This window comes from Marinobacter sediminum, from assembly GCF_016820575.1.
Lineage (GTDB): Bacteria > Pseudomonadota > Gammaproteobacteria > Pseudomonadales > Oleiphilaceae > Marinobacter > Marinobacter sediminum.
Window position 1 is genome coordinate 106,502 of record NZ_JAEMQH010000003.1, and the last position, 26,868, is coordinate 133,369.

Below are 26,868 nucleotides of genomic sequence, written 5' to 3' on the forward strand. Positions count from 1 at the left end.
GCGGCGAGTGTGGTCTCAGCGCCCTTTGTCTTCATCACCGTGGCTGCGACGCTTCAGGTAGTCGTGGATAGAAGGGTAGAAAAACACCGCCAGGCAGGTTGCGAACAAAACCAGAGAGACGGCGACGGTTTTCAGGCTGCTTCCGGCTGAAAGCAGGCTAACGGTCACCACTAGAACGATCAGGAACAGAGACTCGGCTTGTCGCGATTGCATGATGTGCACTAACCAGAAAGAGTTCAGGGAGCCAGTGCCCGATATTACCGCAATAGCCTGGTCTAGATTGTCAAAGGTTGTGTAATTTTCCAGCAGGCCGGTAAGTGAACAATCGATGCCTGTGCCTCATCTGTGAATGACAATGTGATCACGTCCGGAGCTTTTGGCCAGATACATTGCATCATCTGCCCTGGATAGCAGGCTGCTGATGCTTTCATCGCCATGCAGTTGGGCGACACCGACACTGATGGTCAGCTTGGGCGCGCTCTCGTCATCGGAAATAATGACGCTCCGCAGCTGACTGGCCAGTCGGTCCATGATCTTGACGGCCTCGGCACTGGTGGTGCAGGGGAGGCCGGCAATGAATTCCTCGCCGCCCCAGCGGGCGAACAAGTCCTCGTCCCTTGCCTCACGCTGAGCAATGGAGGCAAATGCCTTCAGCGCGTCGTCGCCAGCCTGGTGTCCGAATCGATCATTGATGCGCTTGAAGTGATCGAAGTCGATGATGGCGATTGAGAAGTCGGTTCCGTAGCGCTTGGCCCGGGCTACTTCCTTTTTCAGTGATGTTTCCATCATCCGGCGATTGCCCAGTCCGGTCAGCGGATCCGTTGCTGCTATCCGCTCCATCTCCAGGCGAGCTGAGGTCAGTGAGTCCAGGTGCCGCTGACGCTGGATTTCATTGCCAATCCAGTCTGCGAACAAACGGACCAGTTCAATGTCCTGGCCGGTGAAGGGGCGGGTTTTCTCCGGGCTGGAGAAGTTCAGGGTGCCGAAGCGAACGCCGTCGACAAAGATGGGCGAGCCCAGGTAGGCCTCGAGCCCAAAATTCTGGTAGCAGGGATGACCGTTGATCCTGCTTTGGGCGACATGGTGAAAGCCCTGCACATCGTTGGCTTCAAAAACGTGTGAGCAGTAGGTGTTGCCCAGCTCAAAGGTCATGCCGGGGGACAATGCGTTTTCCGGGTGTACCGCCCTGATCACGGTGTAGGTGGCGCCATCAATCTTGCTGAAGATGGCGATCGGGAGCCCAAAATGATCAGCGCCCAGTTCCAGGATCGCATCCACCCGCTCGTTAAAGGAGAGCTTCTGGTTTGAGGTAATGCTGTGCAAGCTGTTCAGGGTGCGCTCGGCCGATAGTCTTGCAGACACGTCTCGGATCAGGCCGACAAAATAGATGAGCTCGCCGTGCTCGTCGTGAATGGGGCCGCCCTGGGTTTCGCCCTCAAACGTCTCACCATTCTTTCTGGCATAGCTGAGGGTGTAAATCGACGTTTCGCTGGCCGTGGCGTTGTAACGCTGCCGACCCTGTTCCTCGAATTCATCGGAAGAGGCATAAAGTACCTTGGTTTTCTGGCCCCAGATTTCTTCCTCTGAATACTGGAACAGCGACTCTGCCGCAGCGTTAATCATGACGATTTCGCGCTGCAGATTCGCGATAACCACCGCGACATCCAGTTTGTCGAACACCGATCTCAAAAGAGGGTTTAGCCGGCCATCGTTACCGGTAGGGGTGATGTGGCTCGAGCTCAATTTGCCTCCTGCGCGTCCGCTTTTTATTTTTTTGCAAGGTTTCCTGCACCCAGCATAGCCGCACACGCTGCTGTGTACTAGCGCGGCCTGCGGATTGGCTCGTCAGCGGCGGGCTCCAGTGTCAGGCCCTTGTGTTCAGGTTTTTCCCGGTATCCGGGTCTGGAAACACAGTGTCATAGCACCAGGTGAACACGAATGCGTACACCAGATAAAAGACTACAAAGGCAACGTCGACAATCAGGGCTTCAATCAGTCCGATTCCCATCCACCAGGCAATCACCGGCAAAAATGCGATCATCAAACCTAGTTCAAAGCTGATGGCGTGAACGAATCGTGCCGGTAGGGTTTTACGGGTGGAGCAGGTCAGGCGCTTCAGGCCGTGATCGAAGGCCAAGTTGAAGGCATAGTTCCACACCGTGGCCATGGTTGCACCGACGATACCGAGGACGCCGGTTTGACCGAGATCGTACCCGAAGGTAAATGCAGCCAGGGGAATGGATAGCAGGAGGCCAATCACCTCGAACGAGATGGCCTGACGAATTCTGTCTTTGGTCGTTCTCATAGCAGGATCATACGAAGGCGGGTCGTCCCGCGTTCAGTTCCAGGGAAGGGCGGGGTCGTCCCCAAAGCAGTGTCGCTAACGAAAAAAGGGCCACGACGTAAATCGTGGCCCTTTTCGAAGTCTGGTAGCAAGGGGCGGAGTCGAACCGCCGACCCCAGCATTATGAGTGCTGTGCTCTAACCAACTGAGCTACCTTGCCATTTCGTTCTGGGCGTTGCCCCAAACGAAGCGCGTATTTTCAGTATTTGGGCCCATCCTGTCAAGGCTTAGGGCCGACTTTTTCCTGAAAAGTTACACGTTGAAGCGGAAGTGGATGACGTCGCCGTCCTGAACGATGTAATCCTTGCCCTCAAGACGCCATTTACCGGCATCCTTGGCACCTGCTTCACCATTGAACTGGACGAAATCGTCGTAGCCCACAATCTCGGCACGGATAAAGCCACGCTCGAAATCGGTATGGATCACGGCTGCGGCCTGAGGCGCTGTGGCACCGATACGAACGGTCCAGGCACGAACTTCCTTCACGCCGGCGGTGAAGTAGGTCTGCAGGCCGAGCAGGTCATAACCGGCGCGAATAACGCGGTCCAGTCCCGGCTCTTCCATGCCCATTTCATCCAGGAACATCGCCTTTTCTTCGTCTTCCAGTTCCGAAATCTCGGCTTCCAGCTTGTTGCAGATGGGGACGACAACGGCGTTCTCGGAAGCGGCAATCTCGCGCACGGTGTCCAGGTGCGGGTTGTTCTCAAAACCGTCTTCGTTGACGTTGGCAATGTACATAGTTGGCTTCACCGTGAGCAGGCACAGCTCTCGGATCAGCGCCATCTGGTCTTTGTCCAGATTCATGCTGCGTACCGGCTTGCCTTCGTTCAGCACTGGCAGCAGCTTCTCGAACATCTCCAGCTGTGCCTTGGCTTCCTTGTCGCCACTCTTGGCCACGCGCTGGACGCGCTTGATGGCCTTCTCTACGGTGTCCAAATCGGCCAGGGCCAGCTCGGTGTTGATTACGTCGATGTCGGATGCCGGATCAACCTTGTTGGCGACGTGGATCACGTTGCCGTCTTCAAAGCAGCGCACCACGTGTGCAATGGCGTCGGTCTGACGGATGTTGGCCAGGAACTGGTTACCCAGGCCTTCGCCCTTGGAGGCACCGGCAACCAGGCCGGCGATGTCGACGAATTCCATGGTGGTCGGAACCGTGCGCTCTGGCTTGACCATCTCGGACAGCTTGTTCAGGCGCGGATCCGGCATCGCTACCACACCAGCATTGGGCTCGATGGTGCAGAACGGGAAGTTCTCAGCGCCAATGCCAGATTTGGTCAGTGCGTTGAACAGGGTGGATTTGCCGACGTTGGGAAGGCCGACGATGCCGCAGTTAAATCCCATGGAATGCCTCTGCTGGTACTAAAAAATGTGGGCGGATTATACCGGTGTCAGCCGGAACGTGCGAGTAAGGGGAAATGCCCTCTCAGGGCGCAGGCTTGAAGCTGTGCAGACGGTTCATGGCGGCGGCCAGTTTGCCGCTGGCGGCCTCTGGCAAAACCCGCATGACCTCATCAAAGACCGCGGTCAGCTCCTCGGTTTCTTTCTTGCCAAGTCGGCCGAGTACAAAACCCGTCACCTTGCGGCTGTCGCCCGGATGGCCAATGCCCAATCGTAGGCGTTGGAAGTCCTTGCTGCCGAGGTGCGCAATGGTGTCCCGAAGACCGTTGTGACCACCATGACCGCCGCCTTTTTTAAGCTTGGCAGTGCCAGGGGGCAGGTCGAGCTCGTCGTGCGCAACCAGTATCTGTTCGGGGGAAATCTTGAAAAAGTCCGCCAGAGCCTTGATGGACAGGCCGCTGCGGTTCATAAACGTGGAGGGGTTCAGCAAGTGCAGGTCGAGTCCCTGCCACTGAATGCGGGCATAGAGCCCGTGGTACTTCTTTTCGGGACGGAGCGTCTGGCCCGCATGGCGGGCCAGCGCTTCGACGAACAGGGCGCCGGCGTTGTGGCGGGTATTCTCGTAATCAGGACCGGGATTACCCAGTCCGACCACCATGACAATATCCTGTGCCATTCGCCGTTGCCCCCGGAGTGCTTACTCCTTGTCTTCGCCGCTCTCTTCGCCTTCTTCACCTTCTTCCGCTTCGTCGACTTTCGCGCCGCGCGGCTTGTGAATGGCGACAACCGGCAGGTCGTGGTCTTCACCCTGGAGCAGGGCAGCAACCTTGACGTCTTTCGGCAGTTTCAGGTCGCTCAGGTGAACCACCTGATCCATTTCAACGGTAGCCATGTCCACTTCAATGAACTCAGGCAGGTTCTGCGGCAGACAGATCACTTCTACTTCGTTGATCTGGTGGTTAGCCACGCCGCCGTGAAGCTTGATAGCCGGTGCAGTTTCTTCGTTGATGAAGTGCAGCGGTACGTTCACGTGGATTTCGTGGTCCTTGTCTACGCGCAGGAAGTCAGCGTGCGTCAGGATGGGCTTGTACGGGTGACGCTGCAGATCCTTCAGGATCACGCTTTCTTTCTTGCCGTTCAGTTCAACGGTCAGAATGTGGGAGAAGAACGCTTCGTTTTCCAGAGCCTTCTTCAGCTCGTTGTGCCAGATGGAAATCGCAGTTGCTTCCTTGTTACCACCGTAAATGATGGCTGGAATTTTACGTTCCTCACGACGCAGGCGGCGGCTCGCACCTCTCCCCTGATCGTCACGAGGAAATGCTTCAATAACAAAATCCTGAGACATGGTAATAACCTCAATCGTCACCTGAACTGCCCGCGACCAGGCGTTGGATCAGGTGATGTTTCTGAAAAGCCGGATTTTTCCGGCTGACTAAAAGAGTCGGGAGCCTGATTAGGCTCCCGACTCGGTAACTGCTTGTTTTGCCTGAGGGCTAAAGCGCTAAACCCGCTTAGGCATTCTCGAACATGGCACTGATCGATTCTTCGTTGCTGACGCGGCGAATCGACTCCGCCATCAGCCCGGCCATTCCGAGGACGCGGATTCTATCACAATTTTTGGCTTTGTCACCCAGCGGGATGGTGTCGCAGACAACCAGCTCATCCAGATCCGACGCGTTGATGTTGTCAATCGCAGGGCCTGACAGAACCGGGTGGGTGATATAGGCCACAACGCGGGCTGCGCCATGCTCTTTCAGAGCGTTGGCCGCTTTGCACAGGGTGCCGGCGGTATCGATGATGTCGTCCACCAGGATGCAGGTCTTGTCGCGAACGTCACCGATGATGTGCATGACCTGGGACACGTTCGCCTTCGGGCGACGCTTGTCGATGATGGCCAGGTCGGCATCGTCCAGTTTCTTGGCGACGGCACGGGCGCGAACAACGCCGCCGACGTCAGGAGAAACCACGATGAAGTTTTCGAAGCGCTGCTTCTCGATGTCTTCGAGCATGACCGGTGTGGCGTAGATGTTGTCCACCGGAATATCGAAGAAGCCCTGAATCTGATCAGCGTGCAGGTCGACGGTCAGGACTCGGTCCACGCCGATGCTGGAGATCATGTCTGCTACTACCTTGGCGCTGATGGCAACTCGCGTGGAGCGTACCCGGCGATCCTGACGTGCATACCCGTAATAGGGGATGACGGCAGTGACACGTGTTGCGGAGGCCCGGCGAAGGGCGTCAGCCATCACGATCAATTCCATCAGGTTATCGTTGGTGGGGTAGCAGGTCGGCTGGATGATGAACACATCATGGCCGCGAACATTCTCATTGATTTCAACGGTGGTTTCACCGTCGCTGAACCGACCGACAGTAGCCTGGCCCATGGGAATGTGGAGTTTCTGTGCGATGTCTTTGGCAAGCTCAGGATTGGCATTGCCAGCGAAAATCATCAGTTTGGACACGACGGCATCCTTCTCAGTATCGGCGTTTGATTCAGAAGAAGCGGGAGAAAGGTGGCTGGGGTGGCAGGATTCGAACCTGCGCATGACGGGATCAAAACCCGTTGCCTTACCACTTGGCGACACCCCAGTATCGTGCTTTTTTGGCATCATTTCAGCTCTGTCAGCTTTTTGTGTAGAGGTGAATGGTTCACCCCTTTAGCTACGAACCCCGTGATGCCGGAGGGTTTGCTTTCCCAGATAATCCGGGCTGCGGATTCTGTAGGGAAACGTCCAAATATGCAAGCCCCGGTTCCGGTTAATCTTGCAGGTCCGAATTGTGCAAGCCAATCCAGGCTTTGGTTGACCTCAGGATACAGTCTTCGAACCGCATCTTCACAGTCGTTTCGGTACCTCGAGGCGTCTCCCTCAAAAGCGGGCGCTATTGTGATTCTCGGCGTGTTTCTTGTCAACCCTTGATCTGAAAAAATCTTACCGGTGTTGATGTTGCAGCCGGGTTTCAGAACCACGAACCAGTCTTCCGGCGGTGTCGCCGGCGTCAGTTGTTCACCTACGCCTTCGCCAAACGCGGCATGGCCACGGACAAAAACCGGTACATCGGCGCCGAGGCTTAGGCCCAGTTGTGCCAGCTCATCAATGCTGAGGCCCAGTTGCCATAGATAGTTCAGCCCCAGCAGGGTAGTGGCAGCGTCAGAGCTGCCGCCGCCGAGGCCGCCACCCATGGGCAGTCGCTTGGTGATGCTGATGTCGACCCCGGGCAAGGGGGATTTCGCACGTTTCGCCAAGGCCTCGGCCGCACGCACCACCAGGTTGTCCTGGTCGGGAACATCAGCGAGGGCCTGGGTAAGACGAATGCCAGGGCGTTCGGGCGTCAGCGTGAAAGTGATGTCGTCGCCATGGTCGAGGAACTGAAACAGGGTTTGCAGTTCGTGATAGCCATCGGGCCTGCGCCCGACTATATGCAGGAACAGGTTCAGCTTCGCCGGCGCCGGCAGGGTGATGCTGCTTGTCACGGCTTGGTGTCCAGAGCGTTCCAGTCACTGACCACCAATCGCACCCGCTTGTCGTCCTTCAGGGCGGTGATTTTCGCCGGCAGAGTGGGGTGATCTGGCAGGAATTGCTGCCAGCGGTCGTAGCGGATTTCCCAGCCGGCCTGGCGAATGATCGCCAATTGGCTGGCGTCGTCGAACAGCAGTCGGAAGTCGTCGCCCGGGGCGGGCAGGCCCCGAATCCACCACACCAGATGGTTCAGGGGTAATTGCCAGCCGGTAGCGGCGGCCACCAGGGCTTCGGGTTCGCCGGATCGGTAGGTGTCGCCCCCGGGCAGGGTCAGTTCAATAAACCCCGGTACACCTTTAAGAGTAGTGCTGCCCATGCCCAGGAACGACGACGACAGGGCCAGGTCGTAGGCTTCGCCCTGCTGGATCCAGTGGTTGATCAGCGCGGTGCCACTGTCGGAGGGTTGGCGCACCGCCAGCTTACCCATCAGTTGCCAGTGGTCGAAGCGGGCCAGTTGCTGGCTGCGCTTGGCCCAATCAGCGGGTGGCTGATCTGTCATGCCCTCGGGCAGGGGTGTCAGGTCAATGGTGGTGCAGGCGCCAAGCAGGGCGATCAGTGGCAGTAGCAGCCAGAAGCGGCACGTTCGGGGCATTACAGATCACCGTTGTCGGTCAGGCGGTCAATGGTTTCGCGCAGAACGCTGTGGTCGGCATCCTGTTCCAGGCCTTCCTTCCAGACAATGCGGGCCTGATCCTCAGCACCGCTAACCCAGAGCGCCTCGCCATAGTGGGCAGCGACTTCCGGATCGGGGAATGCGGACCAGGCCCGTGCCAGGTAGTCGAGGGCCGGTTGCAGTTGTCCTTCCTGGAACAGAACCCAGCCCATGCTGTCGAGAATGGCGGGGTTCTCCGGGTCCAGGGCCAGGGCTCGTTCAATGTAATTGCGGGCTTCTTTCAGCCGATCGGTCCGGATGGTCAGGATATACCCCAGGGCATTGAGGGCGACCGCGTTACCCGGGTCCTCTTCGATGATGCGCTTGAGGTCTTCCTCGGCACGTCCGGGTTGATCCATTGTGTCCAGCATCATGGCGCGGGCGTAGCGAATCTGAATATTGCCGGGGAATTCGTTCAGGGCCTCGGTGGCAGTTTCAAGGGCGGCCTGATGCTGGTCCTGATCCAGCAGCAGATTTACTTCCATTAGCCAGAAGTTCTCGGCTTGCTGAGGATTGGTGTCTTTCAGGTTGCGGATGTTGGCAACGGCATCGTCCAGCCGGTTCTCTTCGGCTAGCAATTCGCTGGTGCGCGCCAGTGCCGGGAAATAGTAGTTGCCCTGGGTGACGCTCTGGTAATGGCTGATGGCCTGCCCGGTATTGCTGGCCTCGTCTGCCATGCGCCCCAGGTAATAGTTGGATTCGTTGGTGTGGTGGCCCTGCTGGATGAGGCGATTCAGTTCCTGCTTGGCCAAATCGGTCTGGCCGTTTTCCATGGCAACCAGGGCGTGGGACAGGCGAAGGCCAGGGGTGTTCGGGTATTGCTGCACCAGGCGCTTGAACTCGTCCTGGGCGGCCTGCAATTCACCCTCACCAAGCAGCATGCGGCCGTAAAGTGTGCCCATGCGGCGGTTGGCCGGGAAGCGCCGGGTGTTGGTCATTAGATAATCGAGTGCCTGCTTCCGGGCATTTTCCTGATAGAGCAGGTCGCCTCTGAGGATGATCGCTGGCTGGAAGTTGGGGTGCTCCTCCAGAAGCGGGGTCAGTCGGTTCAGGGCCTCACCGGGATCGCCGGTTACTTTTAACAGCAGTGCAATGCTGTATTCGAGCTCGGGAGAATTCGGGTAGCGCTCCGCCAGTTCCTTATATAGCTGCAGGAGTTCTTGTTGCTGTTCCGGGGGCAGATTGCCGGCCATGGCAGCCAGGCTGTCGAAATCAGCATCGCCGCCCTGGTTCATGATCTTTTCCATATGGACCAGTGCAGCATTCAGTTCGTTGCGCTTGATCGCCTGAATGGCAGATACACGCAGAGCCTGCAGGTTGTCGGGGTCGACCTCCAGCCACAAGTCAGCGAGCTGCTTCTGCGCGTTGTCGCCATTGAGGGATTGGGCAATGCGCATGGCGCGCTCGATAACGCCTTTGTCCCGGGACTTCTTGGCCGCTTTCAGGTAGTTCACCAGGGTGACATCGTAGCGACCGCGTTGTGCAGCAATCTCCCCGGTAAGGAGAAGGTAGAGAACATCCGGCTCGAAGTCGGCATACTCAATGCTGGCCTCGCTGGCCGGTTTGGCTTCGGGGGCCGCTGGGGCTTGGGTGCCGGTTTCTTCCCTGGAGCCATTCAGGCTGGCGCAGCCGGCGAGGGAGAGGCCCAGCAGGCAGGTGACCAGTAAGGGTGCGGATTTGTGCATGCAACTTCCCGTGATTCTGTCGACAACTCATCAGAGATTGACGCCAACCCGCCGTTGGTTTGAGCTGGATCGGCTCGCGGCCGTGGCCGGTTCCCTATAATGGCATAAGCGTCTGATCTTGCCCAACCTGTCCGCACTTGCCGCAGCGTTCAGGCATTAAGGTGGCAGCGGAGGGCGCTGGTCGTTAAAATGTCTGTCATTAACCCCTGATGGCATAAGGTTGTACAACCAAGACATGGCACTGGTAACGCTCGGAATCAATCATCGTACAGCTCCGGTAGAGCTGCGCGAGCGCGTGGCGTTCACACCGGAGCACATGGCGGACGCCTTTGCCGAGTTGCGGGCGGCGTCCGGTGCCACCGAGGCGGCCATCCTCTCTACCTGTAATCGCACGGAGCTCTACCTGGCGGGAGACGATGACTGCGCGCCGTCGGTGCTGCGCTGGCTGGCGGGCTTTCACGAATTGGATAGCTCCGAGCTGGAGCAGTCGCTGTATGTCTATCGGGATGCCGAAGCAGTCAGGCACGTGATGCGGGTTGCTGCCGGTCTGGATTCCATGGTGCTGGGCGAACCCCAGATCCTCGGGCAGTTGAAAGATGCCTATGCGCTGGCGCGGGAAAACAACGCCAGTGGCGCCTTTCTGTCTCGAATGTTTGAGCAGGCGTTCTCGGTAGCCAAGCGGGTACGCACCCAGACTGCGATCGGTGAAAACCCGGTGTCGGTGGCCTACGCTGCCGTCAGCATGGCGCACCATATTTTCGCCGACATGTCCCGCAACAGGGCATTGTTGATCGGTGCTGGCAAGACCATTGAGTTGGTGGCCCGGCACCTGGCCGACGCCGGCGTGCAGGACTTTCTGGTGGCGAACCGGACTCTCGAGCGGGCCCAGACCCTGGCCGGCCGGCATGGCGGCAAGGGCATTCTGCTGTCGGAAATCCCGGAATACCTGACGGACGTCGATATCGTCATCTCCTCAACCGCAAGCCCGTTGCCCATTCTGGGTAAAGGCGCGGTTGAGCGGGCGTTAAAGAAGCGCAAGCACAGGCCCTATTTTATGGTGGACATTGCTGTACCCCGGGATATCGAACCGGAAGTGGCCTCGCTGGACGATGTCTATCTGTATACCGTCGATGACCTGCGCCAGGTTATTGAAGAAAATATCCGGTCCCGCGAGGGCGCGGCCCGTGAAGCTGAAAACCTGGTCGACTCCGGGGTTCAGGATTTTCTCAATCAGCTCCGCGCGCTCGATGCCGTGTCAACGCTCAAGCAATTCCGCCAACGCGCCGAAGTCCTGCGCGATGTGGAAACCGAAAAAGCCCTGCGTACTCTCCGTAACGGAGGCGATCCGGAAACGGTGCTGCGCAGTCTGGCTCGTGGTCTGACCAACAAACTTCTGCATGAACCGTCGGTACAGGTCCGCAAGGCCACTACCGAAGGACGTCCCGAGGTGACCAAATGGCTGCGTGAATTGCACCAGCTGGATGTTCTGGAAGCAGACGAGCCGACCACCCCGGAAAAAATATGAAACCATCGATCCAATCTCGCCTCGAACAGCTCTCTGACCGCTTCGAGGAGGTCAGCGCGTTGCTCAGCGACGCATCCGTTATCTCTAATCAAAGCCAGTTCCGGGACCTGTCCCGTGAATTTGCCGAGATAGAGCCGATTGTCCATTGCTTCGAAGCCTGGCGTGAATCCCTGAACGACATCGAAGCGGCCAAAGAACTGGCCGAAGACAGCGATGCCGATATGCGCGAAATGGCGGCCGATGAACTGGCGCTTGCCCGGCGGAAAAACGAAGAGCTGGACGACGAGCTGCAGCGGCTGATGCTGCCGAAAGACCCCAATGACGGCAAAAGTGTGTTCCTGGAAATCCGGGCCGGCACTGGCGGCGACGAAGCCGCTATTTTTGCCGGCGATCTGTTCCGGATGTACGGCCGTTATGCTGAGCGCCGTCGCTGGCAGGTAGAAGTTGTCAGCGAGAGCGAGGGCGAGCACGGCGGCTATAAGGAAGTTATTGCCCGGGTTGCCGGCGACGGCGTGTACGGCGCCTTGAAGTTTGAATCCGGTGCGCACCGGGTTCAGCGGGTACCGGAAACCGAATCCCAGGGCCGCATCCACACCTCTGCCTGCACCGTGGCGGTTATGCCGGAGGCAGATGAGGCCGAGGCGGTGGAAATCAACAAGTCGGACCTTCGGGTTGATACCTTTCGCGCCTCCGGTGCCGGTGGTCAGCACGTTAACAAAACCGATTCCGCGATCCGCATTACCCACCTGCCCACCGGGATTGTGGTGGAGTGTCAGGAAGAACGGTCGCAGCACAAGAACCGGGCGAAGGCTCTTAGTTTCCTGGCGTCCCGGCTGCAAAACGCGGAGTTGGAACGGCAGCAGAAATCCATGGCCGAGACCCGCAAGAGCCTGGTCGGCAGTGGCGACCGCTCCGAGCGGATTCGCACCTACAACTTCCCCCAGGGCCGGGTGACCGATCACCGCATCAACCTGACGTTGTATAAGCTGGACGAAGTGGTGTCCGGTGATCTGGATGCGGTACTGGTGCCCTTGCAGCAGGAGCACCAAGCAGAGTTGCTGGCGTCACTGGCTGATGACCAGTAACACCCCGCTGAGCTGTGAGAACTTGTTGCGCCAGGCCGCTGAGCAGATTGGCGGTGACAGCCCCCGCCTGGATGCGGAGTTGCTGCTCAATCACGTTACTGGCCTGAGCCGGACCAGTTTCCGGGCCTGGCCAGAGCGCGAGGTTACCGCCGACCAGGCGGCAGAATTCGATTCCCTGGTGTCTGAACGCGCTGACGGAAAACCTGTGGCTTATCTTTTGGGGCACCAGGAATTCTGGTCTCTTCCTTTATTGGTCAGCCCCTCTACCTTAATTCCCCGTCCCGACACCGAGTGCCTGGTGGAAGCCGCGTTGTCGCTACCGCTGCCTGCGGCGGCCCGGGTTCTGGATCTGGGCACCGGCACGGGTGCCATTGCCCTGGCATTGGCCAATGAACAGCGAGATTGGCAGGTGACCGCGTGCGATTGCGTGGATGAAGCCGTGGCGCTGGCCCGCAGTAACGCCCGGGAGCTTGGGCTGTCGGTTGAGGTGCTGCAAAGTTCCTGGTTTTCCGGCCTTACTCCGGGAAAATTTGATCTGATCGTGTCCAATCCGCCCTATATTGCCAATACCGACCATCACCTTAGGGAGGGTGATGTTCGGTTTGAACCGTCGTCCGCACTGGTCTCCGGTGAGGACGGCCTCGACGATATCCGACAGATTGTGGCGCAGGCTCCAGACTGGCTTGAGCCCGGTGGCTGGCTGCTTATGGAGCACGGCTTCGATCAGGCCGGTGCGGTTCGCTCGTTGTTGGAGACGCGTGGGTTTGTCACGGTTGAAAGCCAGAAAGATTACGGTGACCGTGACCGGATGACGCTCGGGCGTTGGGCCGGTAGTTCGGCACCATCGAATCAGCAAACAGGAGAGCGACATGCTCAGTGATGACGAGCTGCTGCGTTACAGTCGACAGATTCTGATGCCCAGCTTCGACGTGGCTGGGCAGGCTGCGCTGAAATCGGCGCGGGTGCTGGTCATAGGCGCGGGCGGCCTGGGTTGCCCGGTGGCGTTGTATCTCGGTGCGGCGGGCGTGGGCCAGTTAACCCTGGTGGATGACGACGACATTGAGCTGGCGAATCTCCAGCGCCAGATTGGCTTTGAGCAGTCCGAGCTTGGGCAGTCCAAGGCCGAAGCCCTGGCCAGCCGGGTGCAGCGCATCAATCCGTTGATTTCAGTCACCGCCCTGAATCAGCGCCTGGACGGTGATGCACTGGCCCGGCAGGTGGAGGAAGCGAGTCTGGTGGTGGATTGCTGTGACAATTTCCAGACGCGGTTCGCGGTAAATCGGGCCTGCGTGGCCGCCAAGGTGCCACTGGTCTCCGGTGCTGCGATCCGGGGCGAGGGCCAGCTTTCGGTTTATGATTCCCGGAATGCCCAGAGCCCCTGTTACCACTGCCTCTATCCCGAGCAGGGCAATGAGGAACTGACCTGTTCAGAAGCCGGTGTGATCGCACCTCTGGTCGGCATGATCGGGTCGGCCCAGGCCATGGAAGCCCTCAAGGTGATTTCAGGTGTCGGCACGCCCCTGATTGGCCGGTTGCTGATCCTCGACGCCTGGCACATGGACTGGCGTGAAATGAAGCTGGCGCGGGATCCTCAATGCCCTGTATGCGGAACTTCCTGATCCGATAGCAACGGACTAGAAGGCTCTGCCAAAACCGTGCGGAGCCATGGATGGCGGAGCCGAGCGTACATGGATGTATTCACAGCGTGTTTTGGCAGAGCCTTCTAGTCTGTTGCCCCACCCAGTCTCGCCTCAGTCCTTCAACGCCTGAAACTTGGCAATCGCCTTTTTCCGACTTTCCTTCAGGTCCACGATAGGCCGCGGATACCCTTTCGGAATAACCCCGCCTTTGCTGCCGGGATCGTGGATTCGCTTGTTGTCGAGCTTGGCCAGTTCCGGCACCCACTGGCGGATGAAATAGCCTTTCGGGTCAAAGCGCTCGCTCTGAGTGACCGGATTAAACACCCGGAAATAGGGCGCGGAATCGGTGCCGGTGGATGCGCTCCATTGCCAGCCACCGTTGTTGGAGGCCAGGAAGCCGTCCACCAGTTTAGACATGAAGTAGGCCTCGCCCAGGCGCCAGTCGATGAACAGGTTTTTGGTCAGGAACATGGCGGTCACCATGCGCAAGCGATTGTGCATCCAGCCGGTTTCGTTCAGCTGGCGCATGGCGGCGTCGACGATCGGGATGCCGGTCAGGCCTTCTTTCCAGGCCTCGAACTGCTCCCCTGGCTCGTTCCACGTCAGCGCCTCGGTCTCGGTTTTGAACGCGCGATGCATGCTGACGCGTGGGTAGTGGTAAAGAATGTTGATGTAGAAATCACGCCAGGCAATTTCACTGATCCAGGTAGTCAGGCCTTCCTGGTTACCGCCCATGCCCTGGGCCTGACGTGCAGCCAGCAAACACTGCCGGCCAGACAGCACGCCGTTGGCCAGGTACGGAGATAATTGGCTGGTGCCGTCCAGTGATGGGAAGTCCCGGTCTTCCTTGTACGCTCCCGCGCGCTCACTGAGGAAGCTCTCCAGCTGGTTATGGGCGGCATCTTCACCGGTTTCCACCAGAGCTGGCGGGGCGTCGCGAAAGGCTTTGGGTATCTCGTCCACACGCGCCGCCTTCACCGGCTTGCCCTGGGGTTCGGGAATCGGCAGCACCGTCGGTTGGGCGACATCGATCCATTTTTTCCAGCTGCGGGAAAAGGGCGTGAACACCGAGTAGGGCTCTTCCTGCTGGGTCAGGATCTCACCCACCGGGGCGACGGTCTGGTCTCGGTACTTGCAGACTCCCACGTCTTCAGCGTCCAATTTCTGTTTCAACTGCTTATCACGGCGCCGCTCGTTGACCCCGTATTCCTCGTTGAAGTGCACTTGGCTAATGCCTTTATCGCGACAAAGCTGCGCCAGGGAGTCGATGCTGTCGCTGAATCGCTTGGCGGTCACGAAGGTCATCGGAATGCCCAACTTAGCCAGCTCCTCGGCCAGCGCATTGGCGTGGGCAATAACAAAGTGCACTCGGGCCGGCGACCAGTCGTGCTCCTGCCATTGTTCCGGAGTGAGGATGAAGCAGGCGTGTACGTCGTTGTTGGTTTTGCAGGCGGCGGTGAGCGCCGGGTTGTCGGCGGTGCGGAGGTCGTTTCGAAACCAGACCAGCTGTGTCATGAGAAGTCCTGTCGCGCGTTGCTCTGTTGGGAGTGCATCGGTCTTGCCTTAAGCATAAGGGTAAATACATGCCAAGGTTTCAATAAAATCACAGACTTGGATATTCGCTGAGCTGCCATGATTGGATTATAGTTAGTGAAATCTGCCAGTGAGACCCTAAGGAGCCCCGTGGCACAAATGGAATTCCAAACCGAAGGCCTGCAAGACGGTGTGTGGGCTCAACCTTACACCCTGGCTTCCGGACAAACCCAGTATCACCAGCTGGGGCAAGTGCGTCTTTGGGTGACCCTTTTGGATCAGGAATGGCAGGTACGGTCCCAGACTCTGGCGCCGGAGACGGATCCCGTCACCTGGACCCAGAGCATTGGGCACACCTTGCCGTCATCGGATGTGGATCTTCAGCGGTTCATCCGGCCCGGCGATTCCAATGTGGTTACCTTCATTCCCGGTGTCGCATCTCTGCCTACGGTGATCCGTCCTTTTCAGCCACTGACCATCCCCGCGGGTGGCCGTTGCGTCATCTATGTCGGCACGGTGGTCTGGATGAAGGTCTGCGTCGGTGAGAGTAAAACGCTGCTGACCGAGGTGCCCCTGGGGATGCCCTCACTCACGTGGGTGGGACGCAACACGATGGAGGGGGAGTTGTGCTATTCGTCCTCCAGTTTTGCCCGGCTGGTGTTGGAAGCGGTGCCCAAGCGGCCGTGGCGTGCGGTCACGCCGGTGACCATCATCAACCAGCGGACAGAGCCGTTGCTGCTCGAGCGTTTCAGTCTGCCGACGCCGCTGCTATCCCTGCACCTGAACGAACGTGGTCAGCTCTGGACACCCGGGGTGAAGGTTGTGTGTGAAACCGAAATGAATTCGGCCAGTCTGAACGTGGACCAGTCATTGCTGGCGGCGGCTGGTCAGTGCCGGCAGGTAGGGCCTGCCCGCGAACCCATTGCCCGTGGCCGTCTTGTCCGCGCGTTTGATCGCATGTTTGGTTAACCCCGTTTGAGGGAGTCATCGTTTTGCTAGAACAAATTCAGACCGGCGTGATGTCGGTGTTCACCGATATTGCCTGGGAGGCATGGGCCAGTTCGCTGTTTCTGGTAGTGCTGGGCGTGGTGCTGGGCTCTGTGGCCGGTCGCAGTGCGGCCCGGTTTATGGAACAGCGGAGCACCCGGCATCACACCGTCATGGTGCGCCGGCTGGTGTTTTACGTCATCGTGCTGCTGTTCGCCGTTGCCGCTCTCCGGGAGGCCGGGTTCTCGCTCGATGTCGTGCTGGGTGCGGCCGGGATACTGACGGTGGCCATTGGTTTCGCCTCCCAGACCTCCGCCTCCAATATGATCAGTGGGTTGTTTCTGCTGGTAGAGAAACCCTTTGAAATTGGCGATGTCATTGAGGCTGACGCTACGATTGGCGAAGTCGTTGGCATCGACATGCTGAGCGTGAAACTGCGGACGCCGGACAACCTGTACGTGCGCATCCCTAACGAAACGCTGATCAAGACTCGCGTGGTTAACCGGTCGCGGTTCCCCATTCGCCGACTCGACCTGACTGTGGGTATTGCCTACGCTGAGGATGTAGAGCGAGTTGAGGCCTTGTTGCTGAAACTGGCCGAAAAGAACCCCGTTTGCCTGGAAGAACCCAAACCCTTTGTACTGGTAACTGCGTTTGGTCCGTCGTCGGTGGATTTGCAGTTTTCCTTCTGGGTGCCCAAGGACAAAGTGCTGGATGGCCGCAGCAGTATGATGGTGGCAATCAAACAGACACTGGACCGGGAGGGTATCGAGATTCCATTCCCCCACACCAGTATCTACGCCGGCAGTCATTCTGAGCCGTTCCGGGTGCAGTTGCTGGGGCCGGAGACCACTGCTAACAAGGAACCGCTGGATGTCGACCAAGACCGTTGAGAAGATCAAGTCAATCCCACCGAAGCCCAACGACAATAAGGTTGCCTTGGGCTGGCGGGAATGGATCGCACTGCCGGATCTGGATATTGGCCGGATCAAGGCGAAGGTGGATACCGGAGCCCGTACTTCGTGCCTGCATACCTTTCGCACTGAACCTTATACCGCCAATGGTGAACGGCGGGTTCGTTTCTGGGTCCACCCGGTCCAGAACAACCTGCACCAGGTGGTGGAGTGCGATGCCAAGGTGCTGGATGAACGTGACGTGTCCGATTCCGGTGGCCACAGAGAATTGCGGCTGGTGATCGAAACCACACTGGTGGTAGGAGATCAGAGCTGGCCGATTGAAATGACGTTGACCAACCGGGATTCCATGCGATTCCGGATGCTACTAGGGCGCACCGCAATGGCGGGGCGCACGATGATTTACCCTGAAGCCTCTTATTTGGCCGGCGAGCCGGCGCTAAGGACCGAGAAATGAGAATTGCGGTGTTATCGCGCAACAAGAATCTGTATTCCACCCGCCGTCTGGTGGAGGAGGGCATCAATCGGGGTCACGACGTGCAGGTGATTGATTGCCTGCATTGCTCCATGAACATAACCTCGGCCAAGCCCCAGATCCATTACCACGAGGAAGTGCTGGAAGAGTATGACGTGGTCATTCCCCGTATTGGTGCCTCGGTTACTTTTTACGGCACGGCGGTATTGCGTCAGTTTGAAATGATGGGGGTGTTTCCCCTGAACGAGTCGGTGGCCATCACCCGTTCCCGGGACAAACTGCGTTCCTTGCAGTTGCTGGCCCGAAAAGGCGTGGGCATGCCGGTGACCGGCTTCGCGAACAAGCCGGATAACGTCCCCGAGCTGCTAAAAATGGTGGGTGGTGCGCCGGTGGTCATCAAGCTTCTGCAAGGCACCCAGGGCATCGGTGTAGTGCTGGCAGAAACCCGTAAGGCGGCGGAAAGCGTGATAGAAGCCTTCATGGGGCTGAAAGCCGACATCCTGGTTCAGGAATTCATCAAGGAGGCCGGCGGCGCCGATATCCGTTGCTTTGTCATCGGTGACAAGGTGATTGCCGCCATGAAGCGTCAGGGCGCGGAAGGTGAGTTCCGGTCCAACCTGCACCGCGGTGGCAGTGCTTCACTGGTGCGTATTACGCCCCAGGAAAGACGCACAGCAATTGCCGCTGCCAAGGCCATGGGCCTGAACGTGGCCGGCGTTGACCTGCTGCGGTCGAGCCGAGGGCCGCTGGTGATGGAAGTGAATTCGTCGCCGGGCCTGGAGGGGATTGAGAATGCCACCGGTAAAAACATTGCTGGCATGATCATCAACTGGACCGAAAAGAACCAGAAGCCCTGGAAAACCCGAACCAAGGGCGGGGGTGGCTGAAATGGCAGCACGCGCTCCCTTCGTTATTGCCGATTACGAAATAAAGGCCGGCACCCGGCGCACCGTGGAAGTACCGGTCGCCAAGCTGTACACCCATACGCCACTGCATATCCCGGTAGAGGTGGTGCACGGCCGTCGTGCCGGCCCGGTGCTGATGGTGTGCGGGGCAATTCACGGCGATGAAATCAACGGTGTAGAGATTGTTCGCCGCGTGTTGAAGAATTCTGCCCTGCGCCATCTGCGGGGCACCCTGGTGGCGGTTCCGATCGTGAACATCTTTGGCTTCGTGCAGCGCACCCGCTACCTGCCGGACCGCCGGGATCTGAACCGGTGTTTTCCGGGCACCGAATCGGGCTCCCTGGGGGGGCGAATCGCTTACCTGCTGCGCACCCAGATCATGGAAAACGTGTCTCACATCATCGACCTGCACACCGGTGCGATTCATCGCTTCAATCTGCCCCAGATTCGGGCCGAGCTGAAGAACCCGGAAACTACCCGCATGGCCGAGGCTTTTGGTGCACCGATCATCATCAACGCCGGCCTTCGGGAGGGCAGCCTGCGGGCCTACGCCGATTCCCAGGACATTCCGGTCATCACCTTTGAGGGCGGTGAAGCCCTGAGGTTCGATGAGGTGGTTATCTCCAGCGGCGTGAAAGGCGTGATTCGTGTGATGCGGGAGCTGGAAATGATTCCGGCCAAGAAAGGCCCCGGTGCGCCGAAAACGCCTTCGGAAACCGCCGCCAACTCCCAGTGGGTGCGCACGGATATCGACGGCATCATGCGCCCGGTGGCGAGGTTGGGGCAACGGGTCCGCAAAGGCCAGAAGCTGGCGATGGTGGCCGACCCGTTTGGCGAGTCTGAAAATGCGGTGCTGTCACCCTGTTCCGGCATCGTTATCTGTGTGAACAACCTGCCGCTGGTGAACGAGGGCGAGGCGATTTACCACATCGCACGCTTCGATGAGCTGGGTGAGGCCGAGGCTGCCATGAAGCATTTCCGCAGCAGCTATGAGTCCGATCTGGCCGATGACGTGGTGCCGGTGCACCCGTGGGACGAAAACCAGAAATGACGGGAGGCTAGTGATGATCTGGGACCAGACATTTATTGACCTGGAGCCTCTGCCGAGAGGGTTCCACCTGGTAACCAATGAAGTTCTGGCCCGGGCGCCCAATCTGAGCAACTGCGAGGTTGGGCTGCTGCATCTGTTTATCCAGCACACCTCGGCATCGCTGGCGGTTAATGAAAATGCCGATCCGGACGTCCGCGGCGATCTGGAGCGGCATTTCAACGTCATGGTTCCCGAGAATGCGCCCCACTATCAGCATGTGATGGAAGGGGCGGATGACATGCCGGCCCACATCAAAAGTATCCTCATCGGCCCCTCCCTGACCCTGCCGGTTAACCATGGCAGGCTGGCCATGGGCACCTGGCAAGGCATCTATCTGTGCGAACATCGGGACCACGCCGGTGGCCGTCGCCTGGTCGCAACCCTTCAGGGACGATGGTAAATCCCCAGCCCGGCGATCTAACCTTCTGAAAACGCTAAACCGTTCTACACTGAGTGTGGGCTTCCACCCATTGCCTGAAAATCATGGGTGGAAATTCACCCATTTGTAAGCAGGGAAAGCCCGATTTTTTTATTAGGATATTGGTTTTAAAGTGTTTTTTTGAGTTGGTCTGCTCCTTGCTGACAATTGTTGAGCCGTTGGTGTTTCTGATGGCTCGTACAAGCACCCAACAAACAAAATGAAACGGGGAGCATCCTCTATGAAAACCCAAGCCATTATGGCGGCAGCTTTCGCCTCCACTCTCGTTGTTGCAAGCCCTGCCAGCGCACAGGATCGTGAAGGCTGGCCTGACAACTTTACGGTAGGCACTGCGAGCCAGGGCGGCACTTACTTCGCTTACGGTTCCGGCTGGGCCAACTTCGTGGCCGAAAACCTGGGCGTGTCTGGTGGTGCTGAAATCACCGGTGGTCCGATGCAGAACATGGCACTGGTTCACACCGGTGATCTGCAGTTTGGTCTTACCACCATGGGCCCGGCCCGGGAATCGATGGATGGCAACAGCCCGCTTGCTCCGGGTATGAAGATGGACAACGTTTGCGCCATGTTCCCCATGTATGAGACGCCGTTCTCGGTGACAGCCCTGTCCAGCTCCGGCATCACCACCATCGCCGACATTCCGGCAGGCGCCACCATCGGTTTCGGCCCGGCCGGCTCCACATCAGACACCTACTTTCCGCGCATGATGGAAACCTTGGGCGTCGACTTTGAGCGCCGTAACGGTAGCTGGTCTGACTTGGGTGGTCAGCTTCAGGACGGCCTGATCGACGTGGTTGCCTTCGCCGCAGGGATTCCGATTCCCGCCGTGAGCCAGTTGGAAGTCCAGGCCGATGTGAACATCATTGAGATGACTGATGCCGAAGCCAAGACTATTACTGATAACTATCCGGTAGCCGAGTTCGTTATTCCGGCCGGCACTTACCAGTCCCTGGACAAGCCGTCGCGTGTGGTATCCATGTGGAACTTCGCCATGGTGAACTGCGACATGCCGGAAAGCATGGTGTATGAAATTACCAAGCTGACCATGGAGAACAACGACAAGATGGTCTCCATCCACAAGGCAGCCCGCAATTCTGTTGCAGAAAACTATAGCAAAAACAATGTCCTGCCCTGGCATCCAGGCGCGGCTCGTTGGTTTAACGAAAACGGTTACACGATCGAAGCTAGCATGATCAAGTAATCGCCGGATGTACGTCGGGGGCCGGTCATCGCCCCCGATGCCTAGCCGGGTTCCCTTCCGGCTACCTTTGTTTAACTGTCCTTAGGTCGCCCCATGTCCACCAACTCCCAACACCAAGAGTCGTCTGTGGCCCTGCCCGATGATGACCATATGCTCGCGCACAACGTCGACGAAGAACCCATTGAAGGTAATCGTCGGATGTTTGAGGGCGGCATGCTCAAGTTTGTGGCGTTACTCGCCATTGCCTATTCGTCGTTTCATCTTTACACCCTGAATATTGCGCCGCTGGAAACCTGGTCGTACCGGATCATCCATGTGGCTGGAGCCCTGGTGCTGGGCTTTATCCTGTTTGCGGGTGCTCGTTTTGTTTCTGCTGAAGAGGGCGAGGCCCGGCACCGTTGGACCACCTGGGTCGGTGCGGTCGCCATGCTACCGGCGCTCTATGCGCTGTATCAGACTTTCGCGTTTTACCAGCAGGTTCAAGGCGGCGCCATGCGGATTCCGGTTGAACTGGAGACCTGGCATTTTGGCTGGCCGCTGCTGGCTGCGACCGCCGCCGGTATTGTCATGAGCTGGTTCCATCAGCGCCAACGGTCCCGTTTCAGCGTGCCGGACCTGACCCTGGCAATTTGCTCCGTTGCGGTGGCCGGCTACTTCCTGATGGCCTATAACACGAATATGCGGATGTCCACGGGCACCTCTTTTGCGCCCATTGGTATTTCTTTCGCGGCCGTGGCAGGCACAGCCCTGATCATGGAGCTGACGCGCCGGTTGGCCGGTATGGCTCTGGTGGTTATCGCGATTGTTTTTCTGGTTTACGTTTTTGCGGGCCCCTACCTGCCAGGTTTCCTGGGTTACCCAGGCTTGTCGGTTCAGCGCTTCTTCAGTCAGGTCTATACCGATGCCGGTATTCTTGGGCCGACCACCGCGGTGTCTTCCACTTACATTATTCTGTTCATCGTCTTCGCGGCCTTCTTGCAGGCCTCCAAGGTGGGTGACTACTTCGTCAACTTTGCCTTCGCGGCCGCCGGCCGTTCCCGGGGTGGTCCCGCCAAGGTGTCTATTTTTGCCTCCGGTTTGATGGGCATGATTAACGGCACCAGTGCCGGTAACGTGGTGTCGACCGGCTCGCTGACCATTCCGCTGATGAAAAAGGTCGGCTACAGCAAGCAATCTGCAGGCGCGGTTGAAGCTGCGGCTTCCACCGGTGGCCAGATCATGCCGCCGATCATGGGCGCCGGCGCGTTCATCATGGCCGAGATCACCGGTATTCCCTATTCGGAAATCGCCATTGCGGCGATCATTCCGGCGATTCTGTACTTCGCGTCTGTTTATTTCATGGTCGATTTTGAAGCTGCGAAGACCGGCATGCGCGGAATGCGCGAAGACGAGCTGCCAAACCTGAAGAGACTGGCCAAGCAGGCTTACCTGTTCATTCCTATTGTGATCCTGATAGTGGCTCTGTTCATCGGCTACTCGGTGATTCGGGCTGGTACTCTGGCCACGGTGTCTGCTGCGGTTGTGAGCTGGCTGTCTCCCAATAAGATGGGTATCCGATCGATTCTGCACGCGCTTGAAATTGCCTCGTACATGGCCATTCAGATTATCGTGGTGTGTGCCGCCGCAGGCGTCATTGTCGGAGTGATCTCGCTGACTGGCGTCGGTGCGCGTTTCTCAGTTCTGTTGTTGGATGTGGCCGAGGCCAGTCAGTTGCTGGCCCTGGTTTTTGCGATGTTCATTTCCATTCTGCTGGGCATGGGCATGCCGACCACGGCCGCCTACGCGGTGGCCGCTTCGGTGGTGGCTCCGGGTCTGGTGCAGTTGGGCATTGAGCCGCTGACCGCGCACTTCTTCGTGTTCTACTTTGCCGTGGTGTCGGCGATTACCCCGCCGGTGGCTTTGGCCTCCTATGCGGCGGCGGGTATTTCCGGTGCCAATGCTATGGAAACGTCAGTCGCTTCGTTCAGGATTGGTATTGCCGCCTTCATTGTGCCGTTCATGTTCTTCTATAACAGTGCTTTGTTGATGGACGCCGGCTGGTTCGAGATTGCCCGCGCGCTGATCACCGCAACTTTTGGTGTGTACATGCTGTCGGGTGGTGTCCTGGGTTGGTTTGCCAATATCTCGGCATCCTGGCTCACCCGGATTCTGCTCATCGGTGCCGCACTGATGATGATCGAGGGTGGTTTGTGGACCGATCTTGGCGGAATCGGCTTGGCGGTTATTTCCTTCCTGATCCAGCGCGAGCGTAAACACGGGCTTGCTACGGCCTAGGGTTTGGCTGGCTGGGGGCCGGGCTGCTGCACTCACATGCAGTTGCCCGGCTTGCCGCCGGGCGTTAGGCTAGCGGTTTTTTCGGGATTCGGGGTCTATGTCCTACCGGGTTGGTATCGTTGTTGTGCTTGGCCTCACCCTGGTGCTGTCCTGGGTACTGGGGGGCTGGGTTGGCTATCGACAGGTGGAACAGGAAAGCCTGGAGGAATCCTTTCGCTATCGCCAGCTGGTGGCCAATGAGCTAAACCGCTACCTGCCGATCCCCGAACTGATGGCCGAGCACCCGCTGCTGGAAGAGGCACTGCGCCAACCCGACAACCCGGAGCTGATTCTGCTGGCCAACGAGGAAATGCAGCGAATGGCGACCATTGTCGGCAGTTCCGATGTCTACCTGATGGACACCTCCGGCCTGACCATCGCCGCCAACAACTACCAGCAGAACGACAGTTTTGTCGGTCGCAACTTTTCCTTTCGTCCGTACTTCTCCGAGGCCGTGGCCACCGGTGATTCCGCGGTCTATTTTGCCCTTGGGCTGATGTCTGGGGTGCGCGGCCTGTATTTCTCCCATCCTATCCGGGGACCGGAAGGCAAGGTTCTGGGTGTGATTGCGGTGAAGGTCCTGGTGCACGAGCTGGAATCCCAGTGGCACCGGCCGGCGTCTTTGACTGAGGCCGAGATGGTGGTGCTCGATCCGTCGGGAATCAGCTTTCTGGCCAGTAAGTCACGCTGGCTTTACCGGGATTTCCAGCCCGATTCGGATGCCGAGCTGGGGGCCGCTGCCCGCCAACGTTACCCCAACCGTGACCTGGCGCCGATCCAGTTTCAACAGTTGGGACGGCCGTGGGGGCTGTCCGAACAATCCAGCAAAATCAGGATCCTCGGGGATGGGCAAAAGGGGGACTACCTCAGTGTCCGCACGGCGCTACCTCGACTGGATTGGACCCTGCAGGTGATGGTCAGTACTCAGTTCGTAGTCTGGATGCGGCTGGCCTTCGTGGGTGGCGGTCTGGCGGTGTTCTTCGGGGGGCTGCTGACCTGGCTGTATCTGCGCGAACGCTACCGTCGGGAGGCGGAACTGGCGCTGCGGGGCGAGCAACTGGAGCGCAGCGTGGCCGAGCGTACGGTGGATCTGGAGCGCTCCAACGAAAAGCTGCTGGAGGAAATCCAGGAGCGGGAACGCACCCAGACCGAGCTCCGGGAAACCCAGCAAGAGCTGATTCAGGCGGCCAAGCTGGCGGTTCTAGGGCAGATGTCGGCGGGCTTGAACCATGAAATGAACCAGCCGTTGACCGCCATTCAGACCTACGCCCGCAACAGTCGCAAATTTCTGGACAAGGGCGCCACCGAGATGGTGGATGCCAACCTGCGAGAGATCGTCACTCTGTGTGACAAGATGTCCGAGCTGACCCGGCAGTTCAAGGTGTTTGCCCGCAAGTCCGAAGGCCCGCCGTCGGTGGTGGATCTGTGCCAGCCCATTGATGCTGCACTCAAGATCATCAAGGCCCAGACCAGCAGTGGCGGTGTAGACATCCATTGGCATCGGCCGGAGCAGGTGGTTTTGTGCCACGGCGACCTGATCCGCATCGAACAAGTGATGGTTAACCTCCTGGCCAACGCGGTGCAGGCGGTTGAAGACCGGGAGCAACCCCGGATCAGCATCGATATCAAGGATCAGGGCGAGCATTGGCAATGTGTGGTGCGCGATAACGGTTCCGGTTTGCCCGGTAACAGCGAGCAGATCTTTGAACCCTTCTTCACCACCAAATCGGTCAAGCAGGGGCTTGGGCTCGGTTTGTCCATCTCGCGCCAGATTGTTGATGCCCTGGGTGGTCGGTTGACCGGGCACAACCGGACCGATGGCCCTGGCGCGGAGTTTGTGTTGACCCTGAAAAAACGGGAGACCATGGAATGACAGAACCTTCGGTAATCTTTGTGGACGATGATCCACACATCCGGAAGGCCATCAGCCAGACGTTCGCGCTGGAGGAGCTGGCGGTCGCCTGCTTTGAGGACGCCGCTTCGGCACTGGAAACCATCACCGCCGAGTATGAAGGCGTGGTGCTGTGCGATTACAACATGCCGGGCATGGATGGCCTGGCCATGCTGGACCGAGTCCGTGACCTGGATGACGCCATTCCGGTGGTTATCCTGACCGGCCAGGGCGACATCAGTACCGCAGTCTCCGCGATGCAGCAGGGGGCTTACGATTTCATCGAAAAGCCGTTCGACCATGAGGAATTGATCGAGCTTTTGCGGCACGCCCTTGAGAAGCGGCACCTGGCCCTGGAAAACCGGCGCCTGAAGGCCCAGTTAAAGCATTTGGCACGCCCGGGGCCTCGGCTGCTGGGCGAGTCGGCGACCATGCAGCGGGTGATGTCCACCATCGATCCGGTTCTGGATATTTCCGCCAGTGTCTTGCTGCACGGTGAAACCGGTTCCGGTAAAGACGCACTGGCTCGCTATATTCATGAAAACAGTCAGCGCAGCGCCCACAACTTTGTCGCCATTAATTGCGGTGCAGTGCCGGAAAACCTGATTGAGAGTGAGCTTTTTGGTCATGAAGCGGGTGCGTTCACCGGGGCCGACAAGCGTCGGATCGGTAAAATCGAACACGCGCACCGGGGCACGCTGTTCCTTGATGAGCTGGAAAGCATGCCCATGCCCCTGCAGGTCAAGTTACTGCGGGTTCTGGAGGAGCAAAAAGTTGAGCGCCTGGGCAGCAATCAGGTCATCGATGTGGATGTACGCATCATTGCCGCCACCAAGGCCGATCTGAAGGAGCTGAGCGATGCCGGTGAGTTTCGTTCGGACCTTTACTACCGGCTGAATGTGGTGAAGGTGGATATTCCGTCACTGCGGGAACGCAAGGAGGACATCCCACTGCTGTTTCATCACTTCGTGCTGATTGCCGCCGCCCGTTACGATCGCGAGAGTATTCCCCTGGACGCGACTCAGGCCGCCCGGCTCATGCAGCATTCCTGGCCCGGTAACGTGCGGGAACTGCGCAACCTGGCCGAACGCTATGTGCTGCTGGGGCCGGCGGCGCTTGACGGTAATGCCGGCAATGGCTCCGACGATGTTGCCGGCCGCCAGACCCTCACCGAGATGATGGACGGCTTTGAGCGCTCGGCCATCGTCAGTGCCCTCAATGCCTGCCATGGCAGCATCAAAGACACCATGGTGCAGCTGGGCATCGCCCGAAAAACCCTGTACGACAAGATGAAAAAGCACGGATTGGACAAGGCCCAGTTCAAGGACTGAAC

At 58.6% G+C, this 26,868-nt stretch carries 25 protein-coding genes and 2 tRNA genes; 14 read left to right on the forward strand and 13 right to left on the reverse strand.

The window, feature by feature from the left end; all coding sequences use genetic code 11:
- Positions 1 to 15 precede the first annotated feature (15 nt).
- The 12 genes from FGO67_RS13975 to FGO67_RS14030 form a co-directional block, all read right to left on the reverse strand.
- The gene (locus FGO67_RS13975) at positions 16 to 213 is read right to left on the reverse strand and encodes a hypothetical protein (RefSeq protein WP_203301306.1); all 198 of its coding nucleotides are present in this window, start codon (positions 211 to 213) and stop codon (positions 16 to 18) included.
- 126 nt (positions 214 to 339) lie between these two features.
- Positions 340 to 1,743 (reverse strand): sensor domain-containing diguanylate cyclase, encoded by a 1,404-nt coding sequence (locus tag FGO67_RS13980; RefSeq protein ID WP_238942464.1) that lies wholly within the window; start codon positions 1,741 to 1,743, stop codon positions 340 to 342.
- 121 nt (positions 1,744 to 1,864) lie between these two features.
- Complete coding sequence (locus FGO67_RS13985; protein ID WP_203301307.1) at positions 1,865 to 2,305, reverse strand: PACE efflux transporter; 441 nt, start codon at positions 2,303 to 2,305, stop codon at positions 1,865 to 1,867.
- A 122-nt stretch (positions 2,306 to 2,427) separates the two neighbouring features.
- Positions 2,428 to 2,504, reverse strand: a tRNA-Met gene (locus tag FGO67_RS13990).
- Positions 2,505 to 2,596: 92 nt separating this feature from the next.
- On the reverse strand, positions 2,597 to 3,688 hold the full coding sequence (gene ychF / locus FGO67_RS13995; RefSeq protein ID WP_203301308.1) for a redox-regulated ATPase YchF: 1,092 nt from the start codon (positions 3,686 to 3,688) through the stop codon (positions 2,597 to 2,599).
- Positions 3,689 to 3,770: 82 nt separating this feature from the next.
- Positions 3,771 to 4,361: an aminoacyl-tRNA hydrolase gene (pth, locus tag FGO67_RS14000; RefSeq protein WP_203301309.1), complete on the reverse strand. Its 591-nt coding sequence runs from the start codon at positions 4,359 to 4,361 to the stop codon at positions 3,771 to 3,773.
- A gap of 21 nt (positions 4,362 to 4,382) precedes the next feature.
- Positions 4,383 to 5,030 (reverse strand): 50S ribosomal protein L25/general stress protein Ctc, encoded by a 648-nt coding sequence (locus FGO67_RS14005; RefSeq protein WP_203301310.1) that lies wholly within the window; start codon positions 5,028 to 5,030, stop codon positions 4,383 to 4,385.
- Between the two features lie 166 nt (positions 5,031 to 5,196).
- A complete protein-coding gene (locus FGO67_RS14010) occupies positions 5,197 to 6,147 on the reverse strand; it encodes a ribose-phosphate pyrophosphokinase (RefSeq protein WP_041340382.1) in 951 nt (316 codons plus the stop codon).
- Positions 6,148 to 6,199: 52 nt separating this feature from the next.
- A tRNA-Gln gene (locus FGO67_RS14015) sits at positions 6,200 to 6,274 on the reverse strand.
- A gap of 19 nt (positions 6,275 to 6,293) precedes the next feature.
- Complete coding sequence (gene ispE / locus FGO67_RS14020; RefSeq protein WP_203301311.1) at positions 6,294 to 7,157, reverse strand: 4-(cytidine 5'-diphospho)-2-C-methyl-D-erythritol kinase; 864 nt, start codon at positions 7,155 to 7,157, stop codon at positions 6,294 to 6,296.
- Positions 7,154 to 7,795, reverse strand: coding sequence for a lipoprotein insertase outer membrane protein LolB (gene lolB / locus FGO67_RS14025; protein WP_203301312.1), 642 nt, complete (start codon positions 7,793 to 7,795; stop codon positions 7,154 to 7,156). Before lolB ends, ispE begins: the two co-directional genes overlap by 4 nt.
- The gene (locus tag FGO67_RS14030; protein ID WP_203301313.1) at positions 7,795 to 9,540 is read right to left on the reverse strand and encodes a tetratricopeptide repeat protein; all 1,746 of its coding nucleotides are present in this window, start codon (positions 9,538 to 9,540) and stop codon (positions 7,795 to 7,797) included. Before FGO67_RS14030 ends, lolB begins: the two co-directional genes overlap by 1 nt.
- Positions 9,541 to 9,775: 235 nt before the next feature.
- Between FGO67_RS14030 and hemA the strand changes: the two genes are divergently transcribed.
- From hemA to FGO67_RS14050, 4 genes are read left to right on the forward strand one after another with little or no spacing between them, the layout of a single operon-like run.
- Complete coding sequence (hemA, locus tag FGO67_RS14035; RefSeq protein ID WP_203301314.1) at positions 9,776 to 11,065, forward strand: glutamyl-tRNA reductase; 1,290 nt, start codon at positions 9,776 to 9,778, stop codon at positions 11,063 to 11,065.
- Positions 11,062 to 12,150 carry a peptide chain release factor 1 gene (gene prfA, locus FGO67_RS14040; protein WP_203301315.1) on the forward strand — a complete coding sequence of 363 codons (1,089 nt, stop codon included), beginning with the start codon at positions 11,062 to 11,064 and terminating at the stop codon, positions 12,148 to 12,150. Before hemA ends, prfA begins: the two co-directional genes overlap by 4 nt.
- Complete coding sequence (gene prmC / locus FGO67_RS14045) at positions 12,140 to 13,030, forward strand: peptide chain release factor N(5)-glutamine methyltransferase (protein ID WP_275297953.1); 891 nt, start codon at positions 12,140 to 12,142, stop codon at positions 13,028 to 13,030. The genes prfA and prmC overlap by 11 nt, the downstream gene beginning before the upstream one ends.
- Positions 13,020 to 13,769, forward strand: a complete 750-nt coding sequence (locus FGO67_RS14050; RefSeq protein ID WP_203301316.1) for a HesA/MoeB/ThiF family protein — start codon at positions 13,020 to 13,022, stop codon at positions 13,767 to 13,769. Before prmC ends, FGO67_RS14050 begins: the two co-directional genes overlap by 11 nt.
- Before the next feature lie 132 nt (positions 13,770 to 13,901).
- Here FGO67_RS14050 and phrB read toward each other — a convergent pair whose 3' ends face one another.
- Positions 13,902 to 15,305 carry a deoxyribodipyrimidine photo-lyase gene (gene phrB / locus FGO67_RS14055; RefSeq protein ID WP_203301317.1) on the reverse strand — a complete coding sequence of 468 codons (1,404 nt, stop codon included), beginning with the start codon at positions 15,303 to 15,305 and terminating at the stop codon, positions 13,902 to 13,904.
- Positions 15,306 to 15,482: 177 nt separating this feature from the next.
- On the opposite strand from phrB, the gene FGO67_RS14060 reads away from it, so the two are divergent.
- From FGO67_RS14060 to FGO67_RS14105, 10 genes are all read left to right on the forward strand, one after another.
- On the forward strand, positions 15,483 to 16,292 hold the full coding sequence (locus FGO67_RS14060) for a hypothetical protein (RefSeq protein WP_203301318.1): 810 nt from the start codon (positions 15,483 to 15,485) through the stop codon (positions 16,290 to 16,292).
- A gap of 50 nt (positions 16,293 to 16,342) precedes the next feature.
- Positions 16,343 to 17,203, forward strand: a complete 861-nt coding sequence (locus FGO67_RS14065; protein WP_203301578.1) for a mechanosensitive ion channel family protein — start codon at positions 16,343 to 16,345, stop codon at positions 17,201 to 17,203.
- Positions 17,184 to 17,681 (forward strand): ATP-dependent zinc protease family protein, encoded by a 498-nt coding sequence (locus FGO67_RS14070; RefSeq protein ID WP_203301319.1) that lies wholly within the window; start codon positions 17,184 to 17,186, stop codon positions 17,679 to 17,681. Before FGO67_RS14065 ends, FGO67_RS14070 begins: the two co-directional genes overlap by 20 nt.
- On the forward strand, positions 17,678 to 18,586 hold the full coding sequence (gene rimK, locus FGO67_RS14075; RefSeq protein WP_203301320.1) for a 30S ribosomal protein S6--L-glutamate ligase: 909 nt from the start codon (positions 17,678 to 17,680) through the stop codon (positions 18,584 to 18,586). Before FGO67_RS14070 ends, rimK begins: the two co-directional genes overlap by 4 nt.
- A 1-nt stretch (position 18,587) precedes the next feature.
- A complete protein-coding gene (locus FGO67_RS14080; protein ID WP_203301321.1) occupies positions 18,588 to 19,655 on the forward strand; it encodes a succinylglutamate desuccinylase/aspartoacylase family protein in 1,068 nt (355 codons plus the stop codon).
- Positions 19,656 to 19,668: 13 nt separating this feature from the next.
- Positions 19,669 to 20,094, forward strand: a complete 426-nt coding sequence (locus FGO67_RS14085; RefSeq protein ID WP_203301322.1) for a secondary thiamine-phosphate synthase enzyme YjbQ — start codon at positions 19,669 to 19,671, stop codon at positions 20,092 to 20,094.
- Between the two features lie 259 nt (positions 20,095 to 20,353).
- Positions 20,354 to 21,331, forward strand: a complete 978-nt coding sequence (locus FGO67_RS14090; RefSeq protein WP_203301323.1) for a TAXI family TRAP transporter solute-binding subunit — start codon at positions 20,354 to 20,356, stop codon at positions 21,329 to 21,331.
- A 93-nt stretch (positions 21,332 to 21,424) separates the two neighbouring features.
- Positions 21,425 to 23,605 carry a TRAP transporter permease gene (locus FGO67_RS14095; protein WP_203301324.1) on the forward strand — a complete coding sequence of 727 codons (2,181 nt, stop codon included), beginning with the start codon at positions 21,425 to 21,427 and terminating at the stop codon, positions 23,603 to 23,605.
- A gap of 97 nt (positions 23,606 to 23,702) precedes the next feature.
- Complete coding sequence (locus FGO67_RS14100) at positions 23,703 to 25,517, forward strand: sensor histidine kinase (RefSeq protein ID WP_203301325.1); 1,815 nt, start codon at positions 23,703 to 23,705, stop codon at positions 25,515 to 25,517.
- Entirely contained in the window at positions 25,514 to 26,866 is a 1,353-nt protein-coding gene (locus FGO67_RS14105; RefSeq protein WP_203301326.1) for a sigma-54-dependent transcriptional regulator, read from the forward strand. The genes FGO67_RS14100 and FGO67_RS14105 overlap by 4 nt, the downstream gene beginning before the upstream one ends.
- Positions 26,867 to 26,868: the final 2 nt, after the last annotated feature.

Coding starts and splice junctions, on each gene's coding strand:
- FGO67_RS13975 (WP_203301306.1), bottom strand. CDS start 213: ATGCAATCGCGACAAGCCGAGTCTCTGTTCCTGATCGTTCTAGTGGTG.
- FGO67_RS13985 (WP_203301307.1), bottom strand. CDS start 2,305: ATGAGAACGACCAAAGACAGAATTCGTCAGGCCATCTCGTTCGAGGTG.
- ychF (WP_203301308.1), bottom strand. CDS start 3,688: ATGGGATTTAACTGCGGCATCGTCGGCCTTCCCAACGTCGGCAAATCC.
- pth (WP_203301309.1), bottom strand. CDS start 4,361: ATGGCACAGGATATTGTCATGGTGGTCGGACTGGGTAATCCCGGTCCT.
- FGO67_RS14005 (WP_203301310.1), bottom strand. CDS start 5,030: ATGTCTCAGGATTTTGTTATTGAAGCATTTCCTCGTGACGATCAGGGG.
- lolB (WP_203301312.1), bottom strand. CDS start 7,795: ATGCCCCGAACGTGCCGCTTCTGGCTGCTACTGCCACTGATCGCCCTG.
- FGO67_RS14030 (WP_203301313.1), bottom strand. CDS start 9,540: ATGCACAAATCCGCACCCTTACTGGTCACCTGCCTGCTGGGCCTCTCC.
- hemA (WP_203301314.1), top strand. CDS start 9,776: ATGGCACTGGTAACGCTCGGAATCAATCATCGTACAGCTCCGGTAGAG.
- prfA (WP_203301315.1), top strand. CDS start 11,062: ATGAAACCATCGATCCAATCTCGCCTCGAACAGCTCTCTGACCGCTTC.
- prmC (WP_275297953.1), top strand. CDS start 12,140: ATGACCAGTAACACCCCGCTGAGCTGTGAGAACTTGTTGCGCCAGGCC.
- FGO67_RS14050 (WP_203301316.1), top strand. CDS start 13,020: ATGCTCAGTGATGACGAGCTGCTGCGTTACAGTCGACAGATTCTGATG.
- phrB (WP_203301317.1), bottom strand. CDS start 15,305: ATGACACAGCTGGTCTGGTTTCGAAACGACCTCCGCACCGCCGACAAC.
- FGO67_RS14060 (WP_203301318.1), top strand. CDS start 15,483: ATGGAATTCCAAACCGAAGGCCTGCAAGACGGTGTGTGGGCTCAACCT.
- FGO67_RS14065 (WP_203301578.1), top strand. CDS start 16,343: ATGTCGGTGTTCACCGATATTGCCTGGGAGGCATGGGCCAGTTCGCTG.
- FGO67_RS14070 (WP_203301319.1), top strand. CDS start 17,184: ATGTCGACCAAGACCGTTGAGAAGATCAAGTCAATCCCACCGAAGCCC.
- rimK (WP_203301320.1), top strand. CDS start 17,678: ATGAGAATTGCGGTGTTATCGCGCAACAAGAATCTGTATTCCACCCGC.
- FGO67_RS14080 (WP_203301321.1), top strand. CDS start 18,588: ATGGCAGCACGCGCTCCCTTCGTTATTGCCGATTACGAAATAAAGGCC.
- FGO67_RS14085 (WP_203301322.1), top strand. CDS start 19,669: ATGATCTGGGACCAGACATTTATTGACCTGGAGCCTCTGCCGAGAGGG.
- FGO67_RS14090 (WP_203301323.1), top strand. CDS start 20,354: ATGAAAACCCAAGCCATTATGGCGGCAGCTTTCGCCTCCACTCTCGTT.
- FGO67_RS14095 (WP_203301324.1), top strand. CDS start 21,425: ATGTCCACCAACTCCCAACACCAAGAGTCGTCTGTGGCCCTGCCCGAT.
- FGO67_RS14100 (WP_203301325.1), top strand. CDS start 23,703: ATGTCCTACCGGGTTGGTATCGTTGTTGTGCTTGGCCTCACCCTGGTG.
- FGO67_RS14105 (WP_203301326.1), top strand. CDS start 25,514: ATGACAGAACCTTCGGTAATCTTTGTGGACGATGATCCACACATCCGG.